Annotated in this window: 22 protein-coding genes and 1 pseudogene; 15 read left to right on the top strand and 8 right to left on the bottom strand. The window is 47.5% G+C overall.

The window, feature by feature from the left end; translation table 11 throughout:
- Nucleotides 1-77: 77 nt before the first annotated feature.
- The 7 genes from OTK50_RS11160 (at nucleotide 78) to OTK50_RS11130 (ending at nucleotide 6,007) form a co-directional block, all read left to right on the top strand.
- Entirely contained in the window at nucleotides 78-1,346 is a 1,269-nt protein-coding gene (locus OTK50_RS11160; RefSeq protein ID WP_070082346.1) for an MFS transporter, read from the top strand.
- 167 nt (nucleotides 1,347-1,513) lie between these two features.
- Nucleotides 1,514-1,894: a protein liaI gene (locus OTK50_RS11155; protein ID WP_015387734.1), complete on the top strand. Its 381-nt coding sequence runs from the start codon at nucleotides 1,514-1,516 to the stop codon at nucleotides 1,892-1,894.
- A 13-nt stretch (nucleotides 1,895-1,907) separates the two neighbouring features.
- The gene (liaH, locus tag OTK50_RS11150) at nucleotides 1,908-2,585 is read left to right on the top strand and encodes a stress responsive protein LiaH (RefSeq protein WP_167860409.1); all 678 of its coding nucleotides are present in this window, start codon (nucleotides 1,908-1,910) and stop codon (nucleotides 2,583-2,585) included.
- A 105-nt stretch (nucleotides 2,586-2,690) separates the two neighbouring features.
- On the top strand, nucleotides 2,691-3,560 hold the full coding sequence (locus OTK50_RS11145) for a DUF4097 domain-containing protein (RefSeq protein WP_239033910.1): 870 nt from the start codon (nucleotides 2,691-2,693) through the stop codon (nucleotides 3,558-3,560).
- 26 nt (nucleotides 3,561-3,586) lie between these two features.
- Nucleotides 3,587-4,318 carry a cell wall-active antibiotics response protein LiaF gene (gene liaF / locus OTK50_RS11140; protein ID WP_003151794.1) on the top strand — a complete coding sequence of 244 codons (732 nt, stop codon included), beginning with the start codon at nucleotides 3,587-3,589 and terminating at the stop codon, nucleotides 4,316-4,318.
- On the top strand, nucleotides 4,315-5,397 hold the full coding sequence (gene liaS / locus OTK50_RS11135) for a two-component system sensor histidine kinase LiaS (RefSeq protein ID WP_003151796.1): 1,083 nt from the start codon (nucleotides 4,315-4,317) through the stop codon (nucleotides 5,395-5,397). Before liaF ends, liaS begins: the two co-directional genes overlap by 4 nt.
- Entirely contained in the window at nucleotides 5,375-6,007 is a 633-nt protein-coding gene (locus tag OTK50_RS11130; protein ID WP_038464270.1) for a response regulator transcription factor, read from the top strand. The genes liaS and OTK50_RS11130 overlap by 23 nt, the downstream gene beginning before the upstream one ends.
- A 42-nt stretch (nucleotides 6,008-6,049) precedes the next feature.
- On the opposite strand, the gene OTK50_RS11125 is transcribed toward OTK50_RS11130, so the two are convergent.
- Genes OTK50_RS11125 through OTK50_RS11115 form a run of 3 tightly spaced genes read right to left on the bottom strand, consistent with a single transcriptional unit; the run spans nucleotide 6,050 to nucleotide 9,676 of the window.
- Entirely contained in the window at nucleotides 6,050-7,162 is a 1,113-nt protein-coding gene (locus OTK50_RS11125; protein WP_012118406.1) for a Ger(x)C family spore germination protein, read from the bottom strand.
- Nucleotides 7,159-8,259 carry a spore germination protein gene (locus OTK50_RS11120; protein WP_032876583.1) on the bottom strand — a complete coding sequence of 367 codons (1,101 nt, stop codon included), beginning with the start codon at nucleotides 8,257-8,259 and terminating at the stop codon, nucleotides 7,159-7,161. The genes OTK50_RS11125 and OTK50_RS11120 overlap by 4 nt, the downstream gene beginning before the upstream one ends.
- Complete coding sequence (locus OTK50_RS11115; protein ID WP_224223794.1) at nucleotides 8,234-9,676, bottom strand: spore germination protein; 1,443 nt, start codon at nucleotides 9,674-9,676, stop codon at nucleotides 8,234-8,236. The genes OTK50_RS11120 and OTK50_RS11115 overlap by 26 nt, the downstream gene beginning before the upstream one ends.
- A 116-nt stretch (nucleotides 9,677-9,792) precedes the next feature.
- On the opposite strand from OTK50_RS11115, the gene OTK50_RS11110 reads away from it, so the two are divergent.
- Together OTK50_RS11110 and fumC are read left to right on the top strand one after the other, a co-directional pair.
- The gene (locus OTK50_RS11110) at nucleotides 9,793-9,978 is read left to right on the top strand and encodes a YvzF family protein (protein WP_003151806.1); all 186 of its coding nucleotides are present in this window, start codon (nucleotides 9,793-9,795) and stop codon (nucleotides 9,976-9,978) included.
- A gap of 67 nt (nucleotides 9,979-10,045) precedes the next feature.
- Nucleotides 10,046-11,434: a class II fumarate hydratase gene (gene fumC / locus OTK50_RS11105; RefSeq protein WP_014418844.1), complete on the top strand. Its 1,389-nt coding sequence runs from the start codon at nucleotides 10,046-10,048 to the stop codon at nucleotides 11,432-11,434.
- A gap of 35 nt (nucleotides 11,435-11,469) precedes the next feature.
- On the opposite strand, the gene OTK50_RS11100 is transcribed toward fumC, so the two are convergent.
- Nucleotides 11,470-12,345 carry a TetR/AcrR family transcriptional regulator gene (locus tag OTK50_RS11100; RefSeq protein ID WP_014305782.1) on the bottom strand — a complete coding sequence of 292 codons (876 nt, stop codon included), beginning with the start codon at nucleotides 12,343-12,345 and terminating at the stop codon, nucleotides 11,470-11,472.
- Nucleotides 12,346-12,523: 178 nt separating this feature from the next.
- On the opposite strand from OTK50_RS11100, the gene spxO reads away from it, so the two are divergent.
- The gene (spxO, locus tag OTK50_RS11095) at nucleotides 12,524-12,688 is read left to right on the top strand and encodes an anti-adapter protein SpxO (RefSeq protein WP_139790836.1); all 165 of its coding nucleotides are present in this window, start codon (nucleotides 12,524-12,526) and stop codon (nucleotides 12,686-12,688) included.
- A gap of 28 nt (nucleotides 12,689-12,716) precedes the next feature.
- On the opposite strand, the gene OTK50_RS11090 is transcribed toward spxO, so the two are convergent.
- Complete coding sequence (locus OTK50_RS11090; protein WP_007613652.1) at nucleotides 12,717-14,072, bottom strand: sensor histidine kinase; 1,356 nt, start codon at nucleotides 14,070-14,072, stop codon at nucleotides 12,717-12,719.
- Nucleotides 14,069-14,746 (bottom strand): response regulator transcription factor, encoded by a 678-nt coding sequence (locus OTK50_RS11085; protein ID WP_007613651.1) that lies wholly within the window; start codon nucleotides 14,744-14,746, stop codon nucleotides 14,069-14,071. The genes OTK50_RS11090 and OTK50_RS11085 overlap by 4 nt, the downstream gene beginning before the upstream one ends.
- 276 nt (nucleotides 14,747-15,022) lie before the next feature.
- Between OTK50_RS11085 and OTK50_RS11080 the strand changes: the two genes are divergently transcribed.
- Nucleotides 15,023-16,384, top strand: coding sequence for a S1C family serine protease (locus OTK50_RS11080; RefSeq protein ID WP_221664072.1), 1,362 nt, complete (start codon nucleotides 15,023-15,025; stop codon nucleotides 16,382-16,384).
- A gap of 46 nt (nucleotides 16,385-16,430) precedes the next feature.
- On the opposite strand, the gene OTK50_RS11075 is transcribed toward OTK50_RS11080, so the two are convergent.
- Together OTK50_RS11075 and OTK50_RS11070 are read right to left on the bottom strand one after the other, a co-directional pair.
- The gene (locus OTK50_RS11075) at nucleotides 16,431-16,895 is read right to left on the bottom strand and encodes a Dps family protein (protein ID WP_038459773.1); all 465 of its coding nucleotides are present in this window, start codon (nucleotides 16,893-16,895) and stop codon (nucleotides 16,431-16,433) included.
- An 88-nt stretch (nucleotides 16,896-16,983) separates the two neighbouring features.
- Entirely contained in the window at nucleotides 16,984-17,826 is an 843-nt protein-coding gene (locus tag OTK50_RS11070) for an oxidoreductase (protein ID WP_221664074.1), read from the bottom strand.
- 132 nt (nucleotides 17,827-17,958) lie between these two features.
- On the opposite strand from OTK50_RS11070, the gene OTK50_RS11065 reads away from it, so the two are divergent.
- The 4 genes and pseudogenes from OTK50_RS11065 (at nucleotide 17,959) to OTK50_RS11050 (ending at nucleotide 21,546) form a co-directional block, all read left to right on the top strand.
- Entirely contained in the window at nucleotides 17,959-19,740 is a 1,782-nt protein-coding gene (locus OTK50_RS11065) for a M3 family oligoendopeptidase (RefSeq protein WP_224223793.1), read from the top strand.
- Between the two features lie 118 nt (nucleotides 19,741-19,858).
- A complete protein-coding gene (locus OTK50_RS11060) occupies nucleotides 19,859-20,296 on the top strand; it encodes a YusW family protein (protein ID WP_221664078.1) in 438 nt (145 codons plus the stop codon).
- Between the two features lie 155 nt (nucleotides 20,297-20,451).
- Entirely contained in the window at nucleotides 20,452-21,276 is an 825-nt protein-coding gene (locus tag OTK50_RS11055) for an ABC transporter ATP-binding protein (protein ID WP_012118397.1), read from the top strand.
- Between the two features lie 2 nt (nucleotides 21,277-21,278).
- A pseudogene (locus OTK50_RS11050) lies at nucleotides 21,279-21,546 on the top strand (YusU family protein).
- The last annotated feature ends 89 nt before the right edge of the window (nucleotides 21,547-21,635 follow it).

Raw genomic sequence — 21,635 nt, 5'->3', positions numbered from 1 at the left:
TCTTATGCATTATTGACTGAAAAATTAAAAAATGAGATATTATAAGAAACATTGTAAAATAATGGGGGATTTGATAGATGGATACATATAATAAGAGCGAGAGCATCTGGAATAAAAATTTCACCCTTCTGTTTATCTCGAGGCTTGTTAAATTGTCGGGCGACGGTTTTGCCTTTAATTCCATTCTGTGGTTTTTGATTTTTGACGGGGAAGGCGCGATCGGCACGTCCCTGCTCATTGCGGTCACGTTCCTTCCGGAGGCGATGCTGGCGCCGATTACCGGGCCTTTTATGAAGCAGCATACGCTGAAATTCTGGATGTATTTCTCCGATCTCACGCGCGCGGCGGTCGTGTTGATCATTCCGGTCTGTTACTTTAACGGTTTTTCTCCTTTATGGTTTGTCATGCTTCTCATGATTTTGCATTCAGCCACGGGAGCCGCTTATAATCCTGCATCTATCTCATTAATCCCCAATATTGTCGGAGAAAACAGCCTGCAGAAAGCGAATGCGGTCATCCAGTCATCAGGGCAGATCGTCAGGCTTGCCGCCATTACGCTGAGCGGGGTGTTCTTAACATTTATCAGTCCCGCTTATTCTTTGTTTATCGCTCTTATATTCTATCTTCTATCAGGTTTTCTCGTACTCTTTATGTCATACCAAGTCCAGCATGCCAAACAGGATACCGTCGCCGTCAGACAGCGCGGGACGTATTTCGGAAGGCTCAAACGGGGGTTCGTTCTTGTCAGGAAACACCAGATTTTATACCCGCTCGCCATCTATTGTATCTTCATGAATTTTGCGGCCGCTCCGTGGGAGGCGCTCTCTGCCGTTTATGTCGCCGAAGATTTAAACATGCCGCCGATCATCTACTCGCTTTTGAAAGCGACAGGCACGGGCGGAGCCTTTTTAATGGGTTTTATTTTGGCTAAGGTGAAGGTGAACAAATACGGTCTCCTGTTTGTGTCAGCGGGAATCATAGAAGGGGCGGCATTTTTCATCACCGGCCTCAACACTTTTCTGCCGCTCGTCTTCCTCGCCGCGTTTGCGTTCGGATCTGCCGTCAGCGCGATTAATGTGCCGGAATATACGATTATTCAGACGTCTGTGGACCATGATGACCAGCCGCAAGTCTATGCCGTCATCCACATGATCTCAAACATATCCATTCCGCTCGGCGCGGTTCTTTGCGGATACGCGGCTAACGCCTTCGGTCCCGGAAAAGTCATTGCCGCCGGCGGTCTCGTTGAAGTCCTGTCCGGTCTCGGAATATTGATCTTTACGAAGCTGGCCAAAGCTGAACGCTCAGATCTCATCAGGGAAAAAGAAGCGAGCATCAGAATATAGATTTTTCGTGAAACGCCCTGCGCCGTCCGGTGCAGCGGCGTTTTTTTTATGCGAAGGTCCGGGGGGTTATACGACTCCGGTCTGATATGAAAATCAATCTCTGACTCGTTTTGCCGGCCGCGGGATTTGTTTATAGTAAAGACAAGGAAAACGAAAGGAGGATCTGCATGAATATAAATGTAAAAACGGCAGGCGGCTTTCTGCTGATTGTGTTCGGACTTTCTGTCTTTTTCGGAGGAGGCCATTTCGCATTTATCATCCCGCTGGCGATCGGAGGCCTGATGCTTTACTGGGGAATCAAACGTTTTTCAAAAGGCCGGGCGGTATCGGGTATCATCGCGGGCTTCATCGGAGCTATGATTCTCGTCGGTTCTCTTCCATTTATCGTTGCCATCGGACTGGCCGGCGCCATGGTGTATTTCGGGTGGAAGATGATGAAGCAGGGCGGCTCAGACACCGCTTCCCGCCAGTATGAACCGGAAGCGGCATCACCGGGCTATCAATCCGGATTTGACTCTGAGTGGGAAGAATTTCTGAAGAAAAAATAAGGAGGGAGACAAAATGGTCTTAAAAAGAATAAGAAATATGTTCGTCGCATCTGTTAACGAAGGGCTTGATAAATTAGAAAATCCGAAAGTCATGCTGAATCAATATGTGCGTGATATGGAAAGTGACATCGCTAAGGCGAAACAAACAATTGTCAAACAGCACACGATCGTCCATCAGTTTAAGAAAAAACAGGAAGACGCCTCCGAAACGGCGGCAAAACGGAAAAATCAGGCTCAGCTTGCTTTTGACGCCGGGGAAGAGGAGCTTGCGAAAAAGGCGCTGACTGAAATGAAATACCTTGAGGGAAAAGCGGCCGAACATGAAAAAGCGTATGAACAGGCGAAAACACAGCTGGTAGAGCTGAAAGAGCAGCTGGAAACTTTAGAAACGCGCCTCCGCGACGTAAAGGATAAAAAACAGGCGCTCATCGCCCGCGCCAACGCGGCAAAAGCGAAGGAACATATGAACGCTTCTTTCGACAAAATTGACAGTGAAAGCGCCTATAGAGAGTTCCTTCGAATGGAAAGCCGCATTGAAGAAATGGAAGTCCGCGTCAAATACGGCACTTCAGCTGAGGCGAACACAGAATACAGCCGCTCCCAATATTCAGACGAGGTGGAAGCCGAGATTGAAAAAATGCGCTCGCTTTCTCTGGAGAAAACAGAGCATCAAAAAGCGGCTCATGAATAATGTGCACAAGGGAAGATCGGCGCTTTTACGCCTCTTCCCTATACGCACGTATCAATTCTCCGGCTTTTCCTTTATAATAAAATGAATGAAAAAGGATGGAACGTAATGAAGCGTAAGATTGCCAAAGGACTGATGGCGGCGTCCGTTCTGATCTGCTGTCTGTTTTTGGTGAAAGAAGTGTTTGCCGGGCGTTTTTTTCCGCTGTACGAAACAGAAGCAGAATCGGCAAGCATACCGCCGCGTGCCGTCAACAGCCTGTCGGTTTCATCGGAACAGACGGATGTGAAAATCATCGCGGAAGCGCGGAATGATATCGCGGCAAACATGACGGGACCGGCGGGGAAAATGTTTGTCCAAAGCAGGGGAAAGACTCTCAATCTCAAAGCGAAGGAGAAAGGGTTCCAATTTCTGAATCTCTTTCAGCGCCCTCTGCTGATTGTCCGTATTCCGTATGATTATCATCGGGACATCACCGTCCATACGTCAAACGGCAGCATTGCCGTTGACGGAAACAAGGGGCTGTCTCTTGCGCACCTCAGCGTCCGTTCTGTAAGCGGGAATATGTCGCTGAAGCACGTGAAGACGGATGTGTTTGAAGCGAAGGGGCTGTCGGGCAATCTCACAGCAGCAGGCCTTGCGGCAAAAACGGGGGCTGTCCGCTTATCCTCGGGACATGTCGGGCTTCAACATGTGGCGGGCGCCCTTGACGTGCGGGTCGCTTCCGGCAGTGTCGACGCCTCGCTTGAGACGGCGGATGCTCCCGTATCCGTCAGGCTTGCGAGCGGCAGCGCAGCGATCAGCCTGCCGAAAGACGGAAGTTTTACGGTGAACGCCGAGACGGCAAGCGGAAGAATCCGGCCGTCTTATTCCTTTGAGAAAACGAGTAAGGAAGGCGGGGCATTTACCGGCATGAAAGGCAGCGGCGCCAGGCCGATTGATATAAAAGTGACGAGCGGCAATATTGCACTGCAATAGTCAAGGAAAGGAGGGGCAAGCAGCTGATGGCAAAAAAACAGATTCTCGGACTTATCATCGCCTTATTAGGCGTCAGCATGTTTTTGCGTATTATCGGCATCGGCGACTTCTTGTTTTGGCCGCTCTTTTTTCTGATCACAGGCTATATTTTTAATAAATATTCCCGCGGCTGGCTCGGCTCCGTCCTGTATATCTTCGCCGCTTTTTTATTTTTGAGGAACCTGTTCAGCGCCACCTTTAACCTGTTCGGCTATGCCTTCGCCGCCTTTCTCATCTACGCGGGCTACAGGCTCCTGAAAGGAAAGCGCGTGTATGAACATAAAGAGAAGAAAATCAATCTTGAAAAAGAAGAGCAGCCAAAGCCTTCCGCCCAGACGGAAAGCAGACAGCCGGACCTCCGCAGCTTTTTTATCGGCGAGCTCCGGATGATGAAGGACCCATTTGAGCTGAATGATTTAAATGTTTCCGGATTCATCGGCGATGTGAAAATTGATTTGTCAAAAGCGATGATTCCCGAAGGAGAAAGCACGATGACCATCAGCGGTGTCATCGGCAATGTCGATGTGTACGTCCCGCCGGATATCGAGGTGTCCGTCAGTTCATCGGCTTTTATTGGCGATATGAACCTGCTCGGCTCTAAGAAAAGCGGCATGAGCCCGAATCTGTATAAAGTATCGTCTGAGTACGGCGACTCGCCGCGGCGGATTAAAATTTCAATTTCGTTATTCATCGGCGATGTGGATGTGAAGTATTTATGAGGAAAAAATTACTCGCCAATATTCAGTGGCGCGCCATGCGAATGACCGCGGGACTCAGTCTGCTCCTTTGCGCGGTGTTTATTACGCTGATGCTGCTGTATTACGGGCTTGACCCGATGCTGTTGTTTTCTTCCGGCTGGTTCGGTATTCCGTTTGTGGTCATCCTGCTTCTGGCGTCTCTTTCGGCGGGATTGATTTCCGGTTATGTATACGGCGGCCGCCTGAAAACAAGGATGGATACACTGATTGAAGCGGTTTTGAAATTTGAAAACGGCAATTTTGCTTATCGGGTGCCGCCGCTCGGCGATGATGAAATCGGTCTGGCGGCAGATCAGCTCAACGAAATGGCCAAGCGGGTCGAGCTCCAGGTCACATCGCTGCAAAAGCTCTCCAACGAACGGGCGGAATGGCAGGATCAAATGAAAAAATCGGTCATCACTGAAGAACGCCAGCGGCTGGCGCGCGATCTGCACGATGCCGTCAGTCAGCAGCTCTTTGCCATATCTATGATGACATCCGCCGTCTTAGAGCAGGTGAAAGATGCGGATGACAAAATCGTCAAACGGATTCGCATGGTTGAACATATGGCGGGGGAAGCGCAAAACGAGATGAGAGCGCTGCTATTGCATTTGCGGCCCGTCACTTTAGAAGGAAAAGGCTTAAAAGAAGGGCTGATTGAGCTGTTAAAAGAGTTCAAAGCGAAGCAGCCGCTGGATATTGAGTGGGACATCAGCGATACGGGTGTGTCAAAAGGCGTTGAAGACCATCTGTTCCGCATCGTGCAGGAGGCGCTTTCCAACGTTTTCAGACATTCAAAGGCGACCAAGGTCACCGTCAGGCTCGGCGCGAAACATCAAAAGCTGCAGCTTAAAGTCATTGATAATGGGGCGGGTTTTACGATGGATCAAGTGAAAGCATCCTCATACGGCCTGCATTCAATCAAGGAAAGAGCGAGTGAAATCGGCGGCATAGCGGAAATTATCTCCGTAAAGGGAAAAGGCACGCAGATCGACGTGAAAGTCCCGATTTATCAGAAAACAAAAGGAGAGAACGACAGTGATTCGAGTGTTACTGATTGATGATCATGAAATGGTCAGGATGGGTCTGGCCGCATTTTTAGAAGCACAGCCGGACATTGAAGTCGCCGGTGAAGCATCAGACGGGCAGCAGGGCGTCGATCTGGCCGCAGAGCTTTTGCCGGATGTGATTTTAATGGACCTTGTCATGGACGGCATGGACGGCATCGAAGCGACAAAACAGATCTGCGCGACACTCAATGATCCGAAAATCATCGTGCTGACGAGCTTCATTGATGACGACAAAGTGTATCCGGTGATCGAAGCGGGAGCGCTCAGCTATTTGCTGAAAACGTCCAAGGCGGCAGAAATAGCCGAAGCCATCAGAGCGGCTGCCAAGGGCGAACCGAAGCTTGAATCGAAGGTGGCGGGAAAAGTGCTGTCAAGGCTGCGCCATTCAGAGAATCAGCTTCCGCATGAAACGCTGACAAAAAGAGAACTGGAAATCCTCTGTCTCGTCGCGGAAGGCAAGACGAATAAAGAGATTGGTGAAGAGCTGTTCATTACGATTAAAACGGTGAAAACCCACATTACGAATATATTGTCAAAGCTTGATATCAGTGACCGCACGCAGGCAGCCGTATATGCCCACCGCAATCATCTCGTGACATAAGAAAAGGAGAGCGGCGCCAGCACACTCTCCCGAGGGACGGGGTCATTGGGACATTCCCTTTGTTCCGAAATCCCTGATGGCGACTTTGACTTTGTATTCAATATCCGATTCACTGAAGTGATGATCCCAGTCAGAGGATATCTTTTTCCATTTATCGGGATAATGAATCCGGACTTGATCGCCTAACCCGGTAATATCCACTTTCAACTCATGCTGCATGTAATCAATGAATGCCATGACATCTGAATGAATGCTGCGTTTTACCGCGTTTTTGATTTCATTTATATAGGACTCCTTGAAAGAATCTTCTTTCGGGTTCCAATCCTCAGACAGACGGCCTTCAACAAACCGGGTTACGATAAACTTGAATTTTCCATTTTTATATTTTGTTTTTACATTATATTTGCTGGAAAATACTTCGAAGGATAAATAATGATTGTCATGCTTTGCAAACGTGACGCCTCCCTTTACCGTGCCTGTGAACAGGTTCATATTCTGGACTTGTAAAGGCGTTAAATTCGCATACCAGAATTTATTTTTAATAATGGTAGCGCCCCAGATTTCCAGTCTGCTGCCCACTTGGCGCACTTGAGGAAGGGCAAAGGTCTCGCCTTTGGCGATTTTCTCTGATATTTCCCCCAATGTCACGGGCGCCATCATCCGGATGGTGACCGAATTATTCTCCGTTAAGTCATAGATCGTATTTGACGCAGGTTCTCCCTGGTCACTGATTTTGAAAATATCTTTCGTTTTATCCGGCACCGTCATCACATTGCAGCTTCTTCTCGTACCGTTGTCCCTGATAAATTGGTTCATCAATGCGTCAAGCGGGATGTGATCCTTTAACAGCGCTTCGGAAAACAGCATGATGCGCAAGTGCTGGGAGAATGCGGGGTGATTTTTTAACGATGCCGTCCTTAAAGCTTGATGGACGGTTTCCCCGGGAGTGGAAGTCACCTTTGTCGTATTGCCTGACGACGACTGCTGGGAACTTGCTTTTTGCGGAACCAGAATCTGCTGTGTCACTTCCACGTTTTCTTCCTCGGGTTTATCGAGCCCGACTCCGATAACGAGGCTCAAGTCTTCTAAATTGCGGCTGTCCCAGCAGCCGGCCAAAAGCAATGTGCAAAGGATGATTACGATGTATGTCTTCATTGCGCTTTTTTCACCTTCCTTTTCACAGCGACGACTCCAAACATCAGTAAAGGCAGCAAAAAGAAAACCAAGAAGATATAGCCGAGAATATCACTGAACATCAACAGCTTGTTGCCGTCTTTTGGCATCAATGATCCGAAGAATGTCGCAATCCCTACGAAGATAATCCCTTTTTTCTGCTTCAGCCCGAAAATTTTATTCAGGCCAGATGTCGCGAAATACCCGTACGAGACATAGGTGGCGAAAAATTGGATGATCCAGACAACAAGCAAAAAGGACTCGAACCTTTCAATAAAAAGCCCTTTGATTTCAAATGATTGAAAGAGCGCGATCGTAGGCCAGATCATTGTTTTGACATCTTGGGTGGTTAAGGCGCCGACGACGAGAACGTAGGTAATGATGTATAAAATAATCGGGATGCCAAAGCCCATGGCCGACATGCGGAATGTGTGCTTTTTATTTTTGAGGTACTCGGGGAGAAACAGCATAATCTCAATTCCCAAGAAGGAAACAGAAACGACGGTCAAGGAAGCCATAACGGGAGAAAAACCCTGCCCGAGCACCGGCCGCAGGTTGTCCAGATCAAATATTTTAAAGCTGAAGGAAAACACCACCAGCAAAATAATGATCGTAATCGTTAAATAGAAAGGAAAGAGCCTGCCGATATCGCTCATGCCGCCGATAATTAAATAAACGGAACAGGCGATAAAGATAAACAGCGTGACCGGCACGGGCGTTCTTTCCAATAAAAAGAACTTGACCATTTCCGCCATCGCCCGGGCTTCGAAGCTGGCGACTCCTATAAAATAGAGACAGATCATAAGATTGACGATATTTCCCGCCCATTTGCCGAGTCCTTCATTCATATAATCAAATAATGATCCGTACTGATGCTTTTTCATAATGAGCGTATTGAGATAAATCAAAAAGATAAAGATGACGCCTTCCAGACATAACGCGATCCAGCCGTCCGGCGAATTTGCCCTTGCTGACAGCGCACGCGGCATGGTGAGGAGTCCCGCGCCGAGCATCGTGTTTGAAATCAATGCTGTCCCTTGATAGCTTGTAAGCTTATTGTGAGTTGTTTTCTGGCTCATTTATGTTTTTCGCCTCTTTTGGTTGATTTTTAATAGGGAGACGGAGAATAGAGTCGTTTGCGTTTTTTAAGCTGAAAAATCCATTCGGCGAGAAATACGGAGAACCGAAGCTTCGCTGTCTCGATAAATGAGTGTAGATCGCCAGCATAAATAAAATCATGCCGTACAGCCCGAAAGCTGCCGCGGTAAACATCGAAATGAAACGGAGCACACGGAACGACAGACCCATCCCGTACTGCGGCACCGTAAATGAAGCGAGCGCGACAATGCTGACCACGATGACCATGATGGAGCTGACAATATTCGCTTCAACGGCAGCCTGGCCGATGACGACTCCGCCCACCAATCCGATCGTCTGGCCGAGCGGGCTGGGAAGCCTCAAGCCCGCTTCTCTCAGCAGCTCTATCGTAATTTCCATTACCATCGCTTCAATGATAGGCGGGAAGGGAACGTTTTCTCTGTTCGCCGCGATGGTGACTGCGAGCGTCGTCGGCAGCAGCCCTTGGTGAAACGAAACGAGGGCGATATAAATGGACGAAAAAAACAGCGTGATAAAAATAGACGTAAACCGCAGCGCCCGGATGAGCGAGGCGGAAATCCACCGTTCATAATAATCATCGGGCGACTGCATTAAAATTCCTAAAGAAGCCGGGACCACCAGCGCAAACGGCGAGTTGTCGACAAGGATGGCGACGCGGCCGTTGAACAAGGCGGAAGAGACTTTATCAGGCCGTTCCGTATTTTGTATTTGCGGAAAGGGCGAATACTTATTATCCTCAATAAGCTCCTCAAGCGTTCCGGAATCCTGGATGTCGTCCATCTTCACTTCGCTGAGGCGCTTTACAACATCGCTGACGACAGACGGGTCCGCCTTATCATCTATGTACATGATCGTGGCGTATTTTAACTTATTTTCTCCGATCGGAACCTTTTTCGTTTTCAGCTTCGGATGGTTCGTGCGCTGCCTGATCATGGCGACGTTTGTATCAGAATCTTCTATGAAGGCGGTTTTCGGACCTCTTACGACCTTTTCGGATGTGGGTTCATTCACGCTTCTTTTTTCTCTTTTTCCCGTGGACAAAATGTATACGCTGTCAAGTCCGTTAATAAACACGGCGCATTTTCCCCGCAGAATGGAGATGACGGCTTCCTTCGACGTAAAGACGGGACGGGCGTCGATTTTATCAAGACGTTTCGCCACCGTATCCAGCGTCAGAGTGTCTTCCTCCCGAAGCAGCGTTTCAATCGCTTCTTTTATTTTGTCTTCGTCGTTCATTTCACTCAGATACATATAATAAAAAACAAGCCCGTTCGGAAGCATCTTTTTATTTTGAACCAGGTCATCATTCTGCTCTACGTGGGGAAGCACCAGTGCCAGATTAACGTGTATGTATTCCTTGAATTCCGATTGCGCCATCGACAGTCACCCGCCTTCCAATCCTTAATTGAGGTTATCTTTTCCTGTTAAAAAAATGATATACTATGATAAAGTATTTAATGGTACAAGTTTTTTTATGAAAGCGGAGGAGAGATGTGGCACAAGTCAGACTGGCAGGAAATGCCGAAGAAATTGAACAGCTCATCAAATCATTTGAAGCGCATTACGAAGTGGCTTACACGTCGAAAGAATACCGTAAAACAAATCCGAAGTATAAATACTCTAAGGATTCGCGCGTCTATCTTGAGCTGAAATTAAAAACGGCCAAGGCCGAAAAATAAAAAGGGTTTCATCTGTTACTGGCGAATAATACTCAGGGTGAAGCAACTGTTATGGAGGGATACATAAATGGACTACAGAATTGAAAAAGACACCATGGGAGAAGTTAAAGTTCCGGCAGATAAATTTTGGGGCGCTCAGACACAGCGCAGCAAAGAGAACTTCAAAATCGGTTCAGAAAAAATGCCTCAGCGTGTTGTGAAGGCGTTTGCAATATTGAAAAGAAGCACAGCGATCGCGAACGAACGCCTCGGCAACTTAGAGTCTGAAAAAGCACAGGCGATTGCCGCTGTATGTGACGATGTTTTAAACGGCAAATACGACGATAACTTTCCGCTCGTTGTCTGGCAGACGGGAAGCGGCACGCAAAGCAACATGAACATGAATGAAGTGGTGGCCAACCGCGCGACTGCTTTATTGAAAGAAAAAAATTCCGAGCTGAAGATTCATCCGAATGATGACGTTAACCGCAGCCAAAGTTCAAACGATACATTCCCGACGGCGATGCACGTTGCGGCGGTTCTTGCCGTATATGAGCAGCTCGTTCCGGCGCTTGATCAGCTGCGCGCGACGCTTGATGAAAAAGCGAAAGCTTATCAGGATATTGTGAAAATCGGACGCACGCATTTGCAGGACGCCACTCCGCTGACGCTCGGACAGGAAATCAGCGGCTGGGTATACATGCTTGACCGTTCGAAAGAAATGATTCTTGAGTCAACGGAAAAAATCCGCGCGCTTGCCATCGGAGGCACGGCAGTCGGCACGGGAATCAACGCCCATCCGCAGTTCGGTGAATTCGTCGCGGAAGAAATCACAAAAGTAACGGGGCAGACATTCAAGAGTTCGCCTAACAAATTCCATGCGCTGACAAGCCATGATGAAATCACTTACGTTCACGGCGCGTTAAAAGCATTGGCTGCCGACCTGATGAAGATTGCCAACGATGTCAGATGGCTGGCTAGCGGCCCGCGCTGCGGAATTGGCGAAATCGTCATTCCTGAAAATGAGCCGGGAAGCTCTATCATGCCGGGCAAAGTCAACCCGACGCAAAGTGAGGCGCTGACAATGATCGCCGCGCAAGTGATGGGAAATGACGCGACAATCGGATTTGCGGCCAGCCAAGGAAACTTCGAGCTGAATGTCTTCAAACCGGTTATTATTTATAACTTCCTGCAGACCGTGCAGCTGCTCAGTGACGGAATGAATTCCTTCCATGACAAATGCGCTGTCGGTATTGAGCCGAACCAAGAGACGATTCAGGAAAATCTCTCTAACTCATTAATGCTTGTTACGGCGCTTAACCCGCACATCGGTTATGAAAACGCCGCGAAAATCGCCAAGCTTGCCCACAAAGAAGGCCTGACACTGAAAGAAGCGGCATTACAGCTGAACCTTCTGACAGAAGAACAATTTAATGAAATGGTGCGTCCGGAAGATATGGTGCATCCGAAAGCATAAAAGAAAGAACGGCTGCAGTCATTGCGGCCGTTCTTCTAAATAAACTGCTGTTTCAGTAAAAATCTGAGCTGTTCTGCATCTTCAGCCAGCAGGTCGGATTCCTTCAAATTCAAAATCATTCCTTTGATGATTGCCGGTTTCGGCGACTTTTTCTTCATTTCCGCTTCCAGAATATCCAAGCTCTCGGTGAATTCAGATGCTTGCGCCTTGTCCATCGTGCCGATGCGCGTGCGAAGGGTCTGCAAGATCGATTGACTTAAAGGATCGGGCTGCCCGTTATGAAGGGGCCCAAACAGTGAGCTTGCCTCATCAAGAGAAATAAATGCTTCATCATGTCTGTCCGCCATTCCGTTTACGATGTCATCAATTCTGTGAATCACGGTATTTGCCAGAAGCGAAGGCTGTACGGACCGGCCGGTCAGAATCAGATACTCAAGATACATCTGACTGATTCCTTCTATTAAAAAACAAAGCTCGGCTGTGTAGGGTTCAGCTTTTTCTCCGTAAATAGCAAGAAGACTGTCGATATGAAACTGCAGGATCGACCGGCGGATTCTCTTTCCGCACTGCGCCGCTTCTTCGGTATAAGGAAGTGAACCGTCTTTCATCTGCATGGTAATAAAATCCTGATGGGCGAGAATCGATTCGTAAAACACCGCAAGCTGTTTTTGGTAAGCGGCTCTCGGACTGTCACCCTCCGTTTGGATCGTCGTGATTCGGGTAAACGTTTTATCATAGTAGTAATTCAGCATGGATAGAAGCAGTGCTTCTTTGGAAGGAAAGTAAAGATAAAAAGCGCCTTTTGAGATTTTGCATTCATCGGCGATTTCCTGAACCGATGTAGATTTGTACCCTTTTCGGGCAAACAGTTTGATTGCTGCTTCAATGATCAGCTTTTCTTTTTCCTTCAATGGTTCCACCCTTTCGGAGCCAGGAGGCTGGCTTGTGCTTCTCATGTATGACTATATGGTCATATTGATATTCCGTAAATTTAACCTGATTGTAACTTGTTTTTTTGTTTTGTTTTATTTATATTATAAAGTGAGCTGACCGAATGGTCAAAGTTCTGGCGAAAGGGTGAATCTGAAAATGAAAGAATTAGATGAAATGATCAGCCGCTTGCGAAACAGAGGAATTAAAGTCGAAAAGGTGAAATATCCGAAAAAGACAATTTGTGAAAAGAAATGGGTTCATCAATGCCAAAAAACGCTGAAAACAAACTACAGAGATTTTAACGGCTACTCCTTCACATAAAAAAAAGACTGCAATGAAACACTACAGTCTACTTTGGTATGATAATTCGGTAGATTACACCTGATTGGCCATTTTCAATTGAAATTGATGCTTTATGCAGGGTTAAAATCCGTTTTACGATGCTGAGTCCTATGCCGAACTCGCCTTTCTTCCCTTTATTAAAAGGCTCGTACAAGCTGGATAGCATCTCATCCTCAATCGGAGGCCCGTCATTTTCAACCGTCATGACAATCTGCTGCTGATTTTGGCTGATCCGAATGTGAATCGCCGTTTCTGCATAGCGGATTTGATTTTCGAGAATGTTTTCAAGAAGTTTGCTCCATTGTTCCGGATCACCGGGCATCATTAATGCATCTTCTGTTTCAACGGTCCACGATAATTCCTTCCGGGCCCATTTGAGCCGTTCAATGACTTCTTCCGTGACCTTCACAATGTCAAATGTCTCATGGTGCACCCGCTGCTTCATTAAATAATCAAGCTTCGTTAAATATAATAAATCCTTAATTTTCTTCTCAAGTTTTTCTGCTTCGCCTTCAATGACATCAATTGTGGTTTCCAAATCCCCCTTAGGAAAAATCCCGTCCTTTATTGATTGAGTATAGCCCCTTATCACCATGACAGGCGTTTTTAAATCATGAGAGATATTTTGCAGGAGCGTTCTTTCCGTTTCGTCTTTTTGCACCAGCTTGCTCCGCATGTCTTCAATGGTATGGCCTAATTTTCCGATTTCGTCTTTTCTGTCGACGATGACCGGATCATCCCAATCCTGTTTTGAAATCCGTTTGACATGCTTCTCTAAGGAAACGAGCGGCCGCGAGAGATATTTGGCAAGCCAAATCGCCGGAATCCAGCTTAACAAAATCACGCCGGCAATGATAAAGAGCAGCTGCTTGAACAGGGTGAATGCCAGATCATCACGATAAGAATCAAGGGCGTAAGACAGCATCATCGCATCCTGGCCGTTAATGGTGAGGCCTTTTTTAATGACGAAAAATACTTTTTCCCCGCTGATGTCCGCGCTGTATCGTTTCGTGACGCTGTGCTGACGGCCCGCGAGCTTGTACACCTTATGGATAAAGGAAGAAGAAAAGTAGTTCAAGTCTTTGTCACTGGCCGATTCCTCCCGTTCAGGCAGAAGAACGTGCTGAACGGATCGGAAAGTCGTCGGAGCGGTCGCATCCTCGCTGTAATATCCCCGCTCGATCGATCCGGGCAGCCGGTACTCCGTCAGTACATGCTGTTCATTTTCAATGGTCGTATACGTTTCATCCGTGAAAAAATTACGCAGCGTATTTGAGAACAGCACGAGCAGCAGAATCGAAATGGCTAAGAGGATGCCTGAGATGACCACCCATATTTGAAAAGCAAGCGGCTTATTTTTCATGACGTCATCATCCTGTAGCCGAATCCGTAAATGGTCTCAACCTTTAATCCGGGCATTTTTTTCCGCAGCCTCCGCACAAGATCATCGACCACCCGGTCAGTGCCGAAATAATCATGGCCCCATATTTTCAGCAGAATGTCTTCCCTGGAAAAGGGGTGTCCTTTATGGTGAAGAAATAAAAGCAGCAGATCAAATTCCTTAGACGTCAAATTGACCAGGCTGCCGGTTTCATCATAAACCTCTCGGGCATCTTCGATCACATTGTAGGAAGAAACGGTGATGCCGGTTTTTTTGGGAGCGGGCTGTTCTTTATACACGAGCTCGAGCAGCTTCTGGACCCGTATAATAAGCTCTCTCGGCAAAAAAGGCTTGGCGATATAATCATTGCTTCCAAGCTCTAACCCGAGGACTCTGTCAATATCGGCATCCCGCGCGGAAATGAAAATGACCGGCACATCGGGATCTTTTTCTTTTATTTCTTTTATCAATGTATAGCCGTCCGTATCCGGCAGCATGATGTCAAGAATCCACAAGTGGGGAGACGGCTGCATCTGCTTTCTGGCATCTTCGCCTTTTGTGAAAGATGTAATGTTCCAGCCTTCATTCTCTAAATATTTTGTGAGCAGTTCATTCAGGTTATCCTCATCTTCAACTAGATAAATGGTGTATGACAAGGCATTTCACATCCTTTCAACGTCATTATACTAGTTTTAACACACTCAAGCCGCATTTTCATAATTTCACATATTCTTTTCATTTTTATCCCACAATGTTTGTTTATGATGTGTATAAGGGAAGAAAGGAAGAAAAAAAGCGGGGAAGATAACATGTTCAAACACATTTTGTTTTGGAGCTTTGCTTTTCTCCTTATTATTGGGACAATAGAATTTGTACATGCGATGAATATGTAATCGATAGAATGAAAACATGCTGAAGGAGTGTGCGTGAATATGAATGATCATCGAGATGACGGCAGAAGCCGCGATCAGTCAGATCTTTCACATACGGAACAAAACAGAAATGAACAGCAGCAGATCAGCCATCAGGAGCCCGAGCTGCTTGAAGAGCCCGTCTCGAAAAAAGCGGAAAACGAGACGGCGGCGGGTACGGAATTTGAAAAAACGGCTGCAGTGAAAAAAGAAAAAAAACGGAGAGCCGCTTGGCTGAGCCCGGTTTTAGGCGGCATTATCGGCGGCGGCCTCGTGCTTGGCATTGTGCCGAACCTGCCGGGTGAGCAGCATAAGACAGAAGCCGTTTCTGATACGAAACAAGTTCAGTCTTCGAATTTTACGTCAACGCCTTTGAAAAATACCTCAAGCGTAGCGGATATGGTAGAAGATTTGGAGCCCGCGATTGTGGGAGTGTCCAACTACCAAGCTTCGCAAAGCAGCCAGTTCGGACTTGACGGCGGTTCAAGCTCTGAAACGGAGAGCGGCACGGGATCAGGCGTCATCTTCAAAAAAGACGGCGAAAAAGCGTACATCATTACAAACAACCATGTCGTAGAAGGGGCGAACAAACTGTCGGTCACTCTTTACAATGGGAAAACCGAAACGGCAAAGCTTGTCGGAAAGGATGCCATCAGTGACTTGGCCGTATTGGAAATCAGCTCGTCCAATGTCAAAAAAGCAGCCAGCTTCGGGGATTCCTCCAAGCTCCGCATTGCCGATAAAGTGATTGCCATCGGCAACCCGCTCGGCCAGCAGTTTTCCGGCACCGTCACACAAGGTGTCATCAGCGGGCTGAACAGAACGGTAGATGCCGATACATCCCAAGGCACAGTGGAAATGAACGTGATTCAGACGGATGCGGCGATTAACCCCGGAAACAGCGGCGGCCCGTTAATCAACTCAAGCGGCCAGGTCATCGGGATCAACAGCATGAAAGTCAGTGAAAACGGCGTGGAGTCACTCGGCTTTGCCATTCCAAGCAATGATGTAGAACCGATAGTCGACCAGCTGCTTGCAAAAGGAAAAGTCGAGCGCCCATTTTTAGGTGTGCAGATGATTGACATGTCGCAAGTGCCGGAAACCTATCAGGAAAACACGCTCGGACTGTTCGGCGACCAGCTGTCTAAGGGTGTTTACGTAAAAGAAGTGCAATCCGGCTCACCGGCTGCGAAAGCGGGCATTAAATCAAATGACGTCATTGTACAATTGAACGGCAAAGATGTCGGCAGCAGCGCCGATATCAGACAGATCCTATATAACCAGCTGAAAATCGGCGATAAAACGACTGTTCAAGTGCTCAGAAACGGAAGCAAAAAGACGCTGAACGTCACATTAACGAAACAAACCGAAAGCGCAAGCTGAACGCATAAAAAAAGCTGAACCTTCAACTGAGGTTCAGCTTTTTTCGTCATTCTCCCAAGTAGGCTGACAGCATCCACACATGCTTGTCCGCTTCTTCAACTAATCCGACAAACAGGTCGGCAGTTGACGGGTCATTTTGTTCCTCGGCGATGCCGATGACAAATTTTGATTCGCGGCTGATTTGTTTATAGTCTTGAACCAGTGATTCCACCATTTCAGCAGCCGTTTTTTCCTGGCCTTCATCCGTAATGGAAGCTTGTTCAAGGTAAGTGTGTAAAGTCGCCGCAGGCTGTCCGCCGATGGCCAGAAGACGCTCTGCGATGGCATCCGCCGTTTCCGCCGCTTCGTTATACAGTTCTTCAAATTTTTCATGAAGCGTAAAGAAATGAGGGCCTTTTACGTACCAATGGAAGCGGTGCAGTTTAGAGTAAAGGATAAACCAGTTTGATAATTGTGTGTTCATTGATTTCTCAACAAGAGTTTCAGTTTTTTTCGCGTTTTGTGTATTCATATTCATCGTCCTCCCTGTGATCTGTTAATTTAATTGTACCACATATCAAATAAAAATCAATACTAAATTATAATTATTATAATTTAGTTTAAGTGAACAGCTTTTTCTTTATAATCGATTCCCAGGCGGACCACGGAAAGAGTGAGCGGAAAGCCAATGTCAGCTTAACGCCCCTGCCGATCGGATACCGCAGTTTCTTCAGCCGTTTCCTTTGTGCCAATTGATAAATCAGCTCTGCTACGTCATCAGGATCGCCGCTTTTGGATGCGTTGGCTTTGAAGTAAGCTTCGATTTGCTGATAATAGCGGTAATAGGGCGAATCTTTGCCGGGTGCCGTAAGATGATTGGAGAGAGACGTCTCCCAAATAGACGTTTTATAGGAGCCCGGTTCTATTAAAGCGGCATCAATTCCTAAAGGCAGCAGTTCGAGGCGCAGGCTTTCTGTAAACCCTTCAACCGCGAATTTGGAAGAGACATACGGAGATAGAGCCGGGAAACCGGTCAGTCCGCTGATACTGCTGATATTGAAGATTTTTGCCCCGCCATGTTTTCGCATATAAGGCAGCACGGTTTTTGTGACGTGAATCAGGCCGAATACATTCGTTTCATACTGCTGTCTGTAATGTTCCATCAGTACATCTTCAATAAACCCCCCGTACGCAGTGCCGGCGTTATTGACGAGCAGATCAATCGGTCCGAAACCGCTGATGGTGTTCCCGAAGTCAGACACCGACTGCTCATTTGTCACATCTAAAGAAACGACCGTAACATGTTCGGATGCACCCGCTTGAGCGGCGGCCTTTTTCAGTATTTCAGCTTTCTCCGGCTGTCTGGCTGTTGCGATGACGTGATAAGACCGGGCGAGCTTCAGCGCTGTCAGCAGCCCGAATCCGCTCGTCGCGCCGGTTACAATGGCAATTTTTCTGTTCATTTTATAATCCTCCCCGTTTGTGCTTATCTTTTAGTGTATATCATCTCGCGGAAAGAAGGAGAAATCGTTCGGAAATATGTCAGAATTGTTTTATAATGGAGTCAGCTTCGGATAGAAAGGGGTAAAGAAAAGATGGCATTAGAGGGATTGAAGGAAACATGGGATTTAAACTCCATTTTTGAGGGCGGGAGCCGGTCGGAAGAGTTTCAGCAATACATACAAGAGCTCAAAAAGCATCTAAGCGCTTTTCAACATGCGGTTGAAGCATTTACAGTTCCGGCGCATGCGGATGAAAGCCGGGAGCTGATCAATCTGATTGATAGGTTTGAACGGTCAGCGATCATGATCAGGCAGGCGGGAGCGTTCGTCGGCTGTCTTCAGGCTCAGAACACTCATGATCAGAAAGCGAATGAATGGAGGGCGCGGATCAATCAGCTGAGCAGTGATTTTAAATCCGCTCTGGTCACCCTTGACGATACACTTGCCCGGATTGACGAGCGGGTCTGGGAGGAGCTGCTGCAAAAACCGGAACTTCAGGATCTCACATATGTTTTAAATGAAAGAAGAGACCGGGTCAAAGAGAAGCTCAGCGCTTCAGAAGAAAGGCTGATTGAAGGTCTGGCCGTTGACGGCTATCACGCATGGGGCGACTTGTATAATGCGGCTGTCGGCAGAATGAAGATTCCATTTGAGGATAAAGAGCTGTCGGTCGGTCAAGCGGAAAATATGATGGCGCACCCGGATCGCCGCATCAGACATCAAGTGTTCAAAGAGCTTAATGAAGCGTGGAAAGGAGAAGAGGAGCTTTTCGGCAGCACGCTGAATCATCTGGCCGGCTTCCGCACGGAAATCTATAAAGCGCGGGGCTGGAAAAGCGCTTTGGAAGAGCCGCTTGCGATCAACCGGATGAAAAAAGAAACGCTGGATGTCATGTGGCAGGTCATTACCGACCATAAAAAGCCTTTTGCTGAATACCTGAATCGAAAGGCATCTCTTTTAGGGCTTGAGCGGCTGAACTGGTATGATGTGGACGCACCGATCGGCGAGGCTCCGAAAGAATACACATATGATGAAGCGGCTAATCTGATCGTCAGCCAATTTTCGACGTTTGGCAAAAAGCTGTCCGCATTTACGGAAAAAGCGTTCCGTGATCGGTGGATAGAAGCGGAAGACCGCAGCGGTAAACGGGTCGGCGGTTTCTGCACCAGTTTTCCCGACAGCGGAGAATCCCGGATTTTTATGACGTTTTCCGGAAGCGCTTCGAATGTATCGACGCTGGCGCATGAGCTCGGTCACGCGTTCCATCAGGAGGCCATGCTTCAAGTGCGGCAGCTGAACAGAGCCTACGCTATGAATGTCGCTGAAACAGCCTCGACCTTTGCGGAAATGATCGTCGCCGACGCCGCTTTGAAACAAGCGGAGACAAAGGATGAAAAGCTGTTCTTGCTTGAAGATAAAATTCAAAGAAGCGTAGCCATGTTTATGAATATTCATGCGAGATTTTTATTTGAAACGCGTTTTTATGAAGAGCGGAAGCAGGGCGTCGTTCCGGCTGAGAAACTGAATGAACTGATGGAAGCGGCGCAGAAAGAAGCGTTTTGCGATTCATTAGGGGAATACCACCCTCATTTCTGGGCGTCAAAACTGCATTTTCATATTACGGGAGTGCCGTTTTACAACTTTCCGTATACGTTCGGTTATTTATTTTCGCTTGGAATATATGCAAGAGCTCTTCGGGAAAAAGCGGATTTTGAAGAAAAATATATCGCGCTTTTGTGTGACACGGCTTCGATGACTGTTGAGGATTTGGCGATGAAGCACCTTGGAGCGGATCTGACGGAACGGTCGTTTTGGGAAGACGCGGTCCGCCTTGCCGTACAGGATGTGCAGGAATTTTTAGAGCTGACTGAATGATAATCTTGAGATGAACCGGCCGGAGTGTTACCGCTCCGGTTCTTTTTTGTTTAATGAATGACAGCCGCCTCCCTTGGAAATACCTAAAAACGATCGGAATGGAATGGGAGTGAATCGCATGAAATGGTTCAGGACGGCGGGCGTTTTATGTCTTACGCTGATGCTGATTGCCGGCTGCCGATTGAATGAAGAAAAACGGGAAGCGGAACAAGACAGCACACCCGTGTCATCCGCGAAGCCGGTTCCTTACAGCAGCTTTTCCCTTCGCGTCAACTACGGAGCCGGGGAGCATAACCGCTATGAAGGTTTGTATGAAAGAAAAGGCGGTCATGAAAAGGCGGACATCCGGGACAAGCTCTCAGGGGTTCACAGAGAGGGCGAGGAAGCGCTTGATGAAATGAAGATGATCCTTGGAGAACTTGCCGTAAACAGCCGGATGCAGGAAAGCGAGATCGTCCGGCAGGTGCTCTCGGCTTTTAATTTGGACAGCCGCTATGACCATTTTTATCTGAAACTGAAAAAGAACGATGGAGAAATGACGGAAATAAAAAAATAACCGCCGTCCGCTGCTTTTTTGCCCAAAACTAATTGATAATGATATTCAGAGTCATTAATTTCTGTTACAATATAATCATGATCTCACGTTGAATGTTTAGGCAATTTGTTTATATACATAGTGTTGGGAAACTCAAAAAAGGAGCGGTTAGCGGTATGAGTGCAATTTCTACAGAGACGCTGAGCTTAGGGTACGGAGAGACTGTTATCATTGACGAATTGGATGTGGCGATTCCAAAAGGCGAAATCACTGTATTGATCGGAAGCAACGGCTGCGGAAAATCGACACTTTTACGTTCATTGGCCCGGCTGATGAAACCGAGGGGCGGTTCTGTGCTTTTAGAAGGAAAAGCCATCGCTAAGCTTCCGACGAAGGAAGTGGCAAGAGAGCTCGCTATTTTGCCGCAGAGTCCGTCAGCTCCCGAAGGCCTGACGGTGCATCAGCTTGTGAAGCAGGGAAGATACCCTTATCAAAGCTGGCTGAAGCAATGGTCCAAAGAGGACGAAGACGCAGTCGCAAAAGCGCTTAAAGCGACGAAGCTTGAGGAAATGGCCGACCGTCCGGTAGATTCCTTGTCAGGCGGACAGCGCCAGCGCGCATGGATTGCGATGACACTCGCTCAGGATACGGATATCATTCTGCTTGATGAGCCGACAACTTATCTCGACATGACGCATCAAATTGAAATTCTTGATTTGCTGTTTGAATTAAATGAAAAAGAAAAACGCACAATCGTCATGGTGCTGCACGACCTCAATCTGGCATGCCGTTATGCCCATTATCTGGTCGCCATTAAGGATAAACAGATTTACGCAGAGGGCCGTCCCGAAGAAGTCATCACTTGCGAGCTTGTACAGCAGGTCTTTGCGATGAACTGCCAGGTAACGCAAGATCCGCTGTTCGGCACGCCGCTTTGCATTCCGCACGGACGCGGCAGATGTATCGTGCAGGAAGCGGCCCTCACCGCCCGATTGTCATAATCATGAAAAAGGGAAGGGAACGGTATGGAAGAGAAACTGCAGCAGCAGCTGGACGGCCTGCTTGAGAAATACACGGAACTATTGCTTGGCGAAACAAACCCGGATGTAAAGGAAGAAGTCAGGCAGTGGATTTTGTATACACATATCGCAAAAAGCATGCCTCCGCTCGTCAAACATTGGAATCAATCCTACCCGGACGCCAAAGAGGGCATCAAAGCTGCGATACAGCATATTAAACAGCTCAATGAAGCACACAGAAAAAAACAATAAAAAAGCTTTCGGCATCAAAGAGAGGTGCCGGAAGCTTTTTTTTGCTGAAAAGGAATCAATAAAGGCTTCGTTCAATTCATAGGCGAAGA

Origin of the sequence: Bacillus sp. NEAU-CP5, from assembly GCF_026420705.1 — a bacterium.
Taxonomy (GTDB): domain Bacteria; phylum Bacillota; class Bacilli; order Bacillales; family Bacillaceae; genus Bacillus; species Bacillus velezensis.
This window is presented reverse-complemented; position numbering and strand designations above follow the sequence as displayed.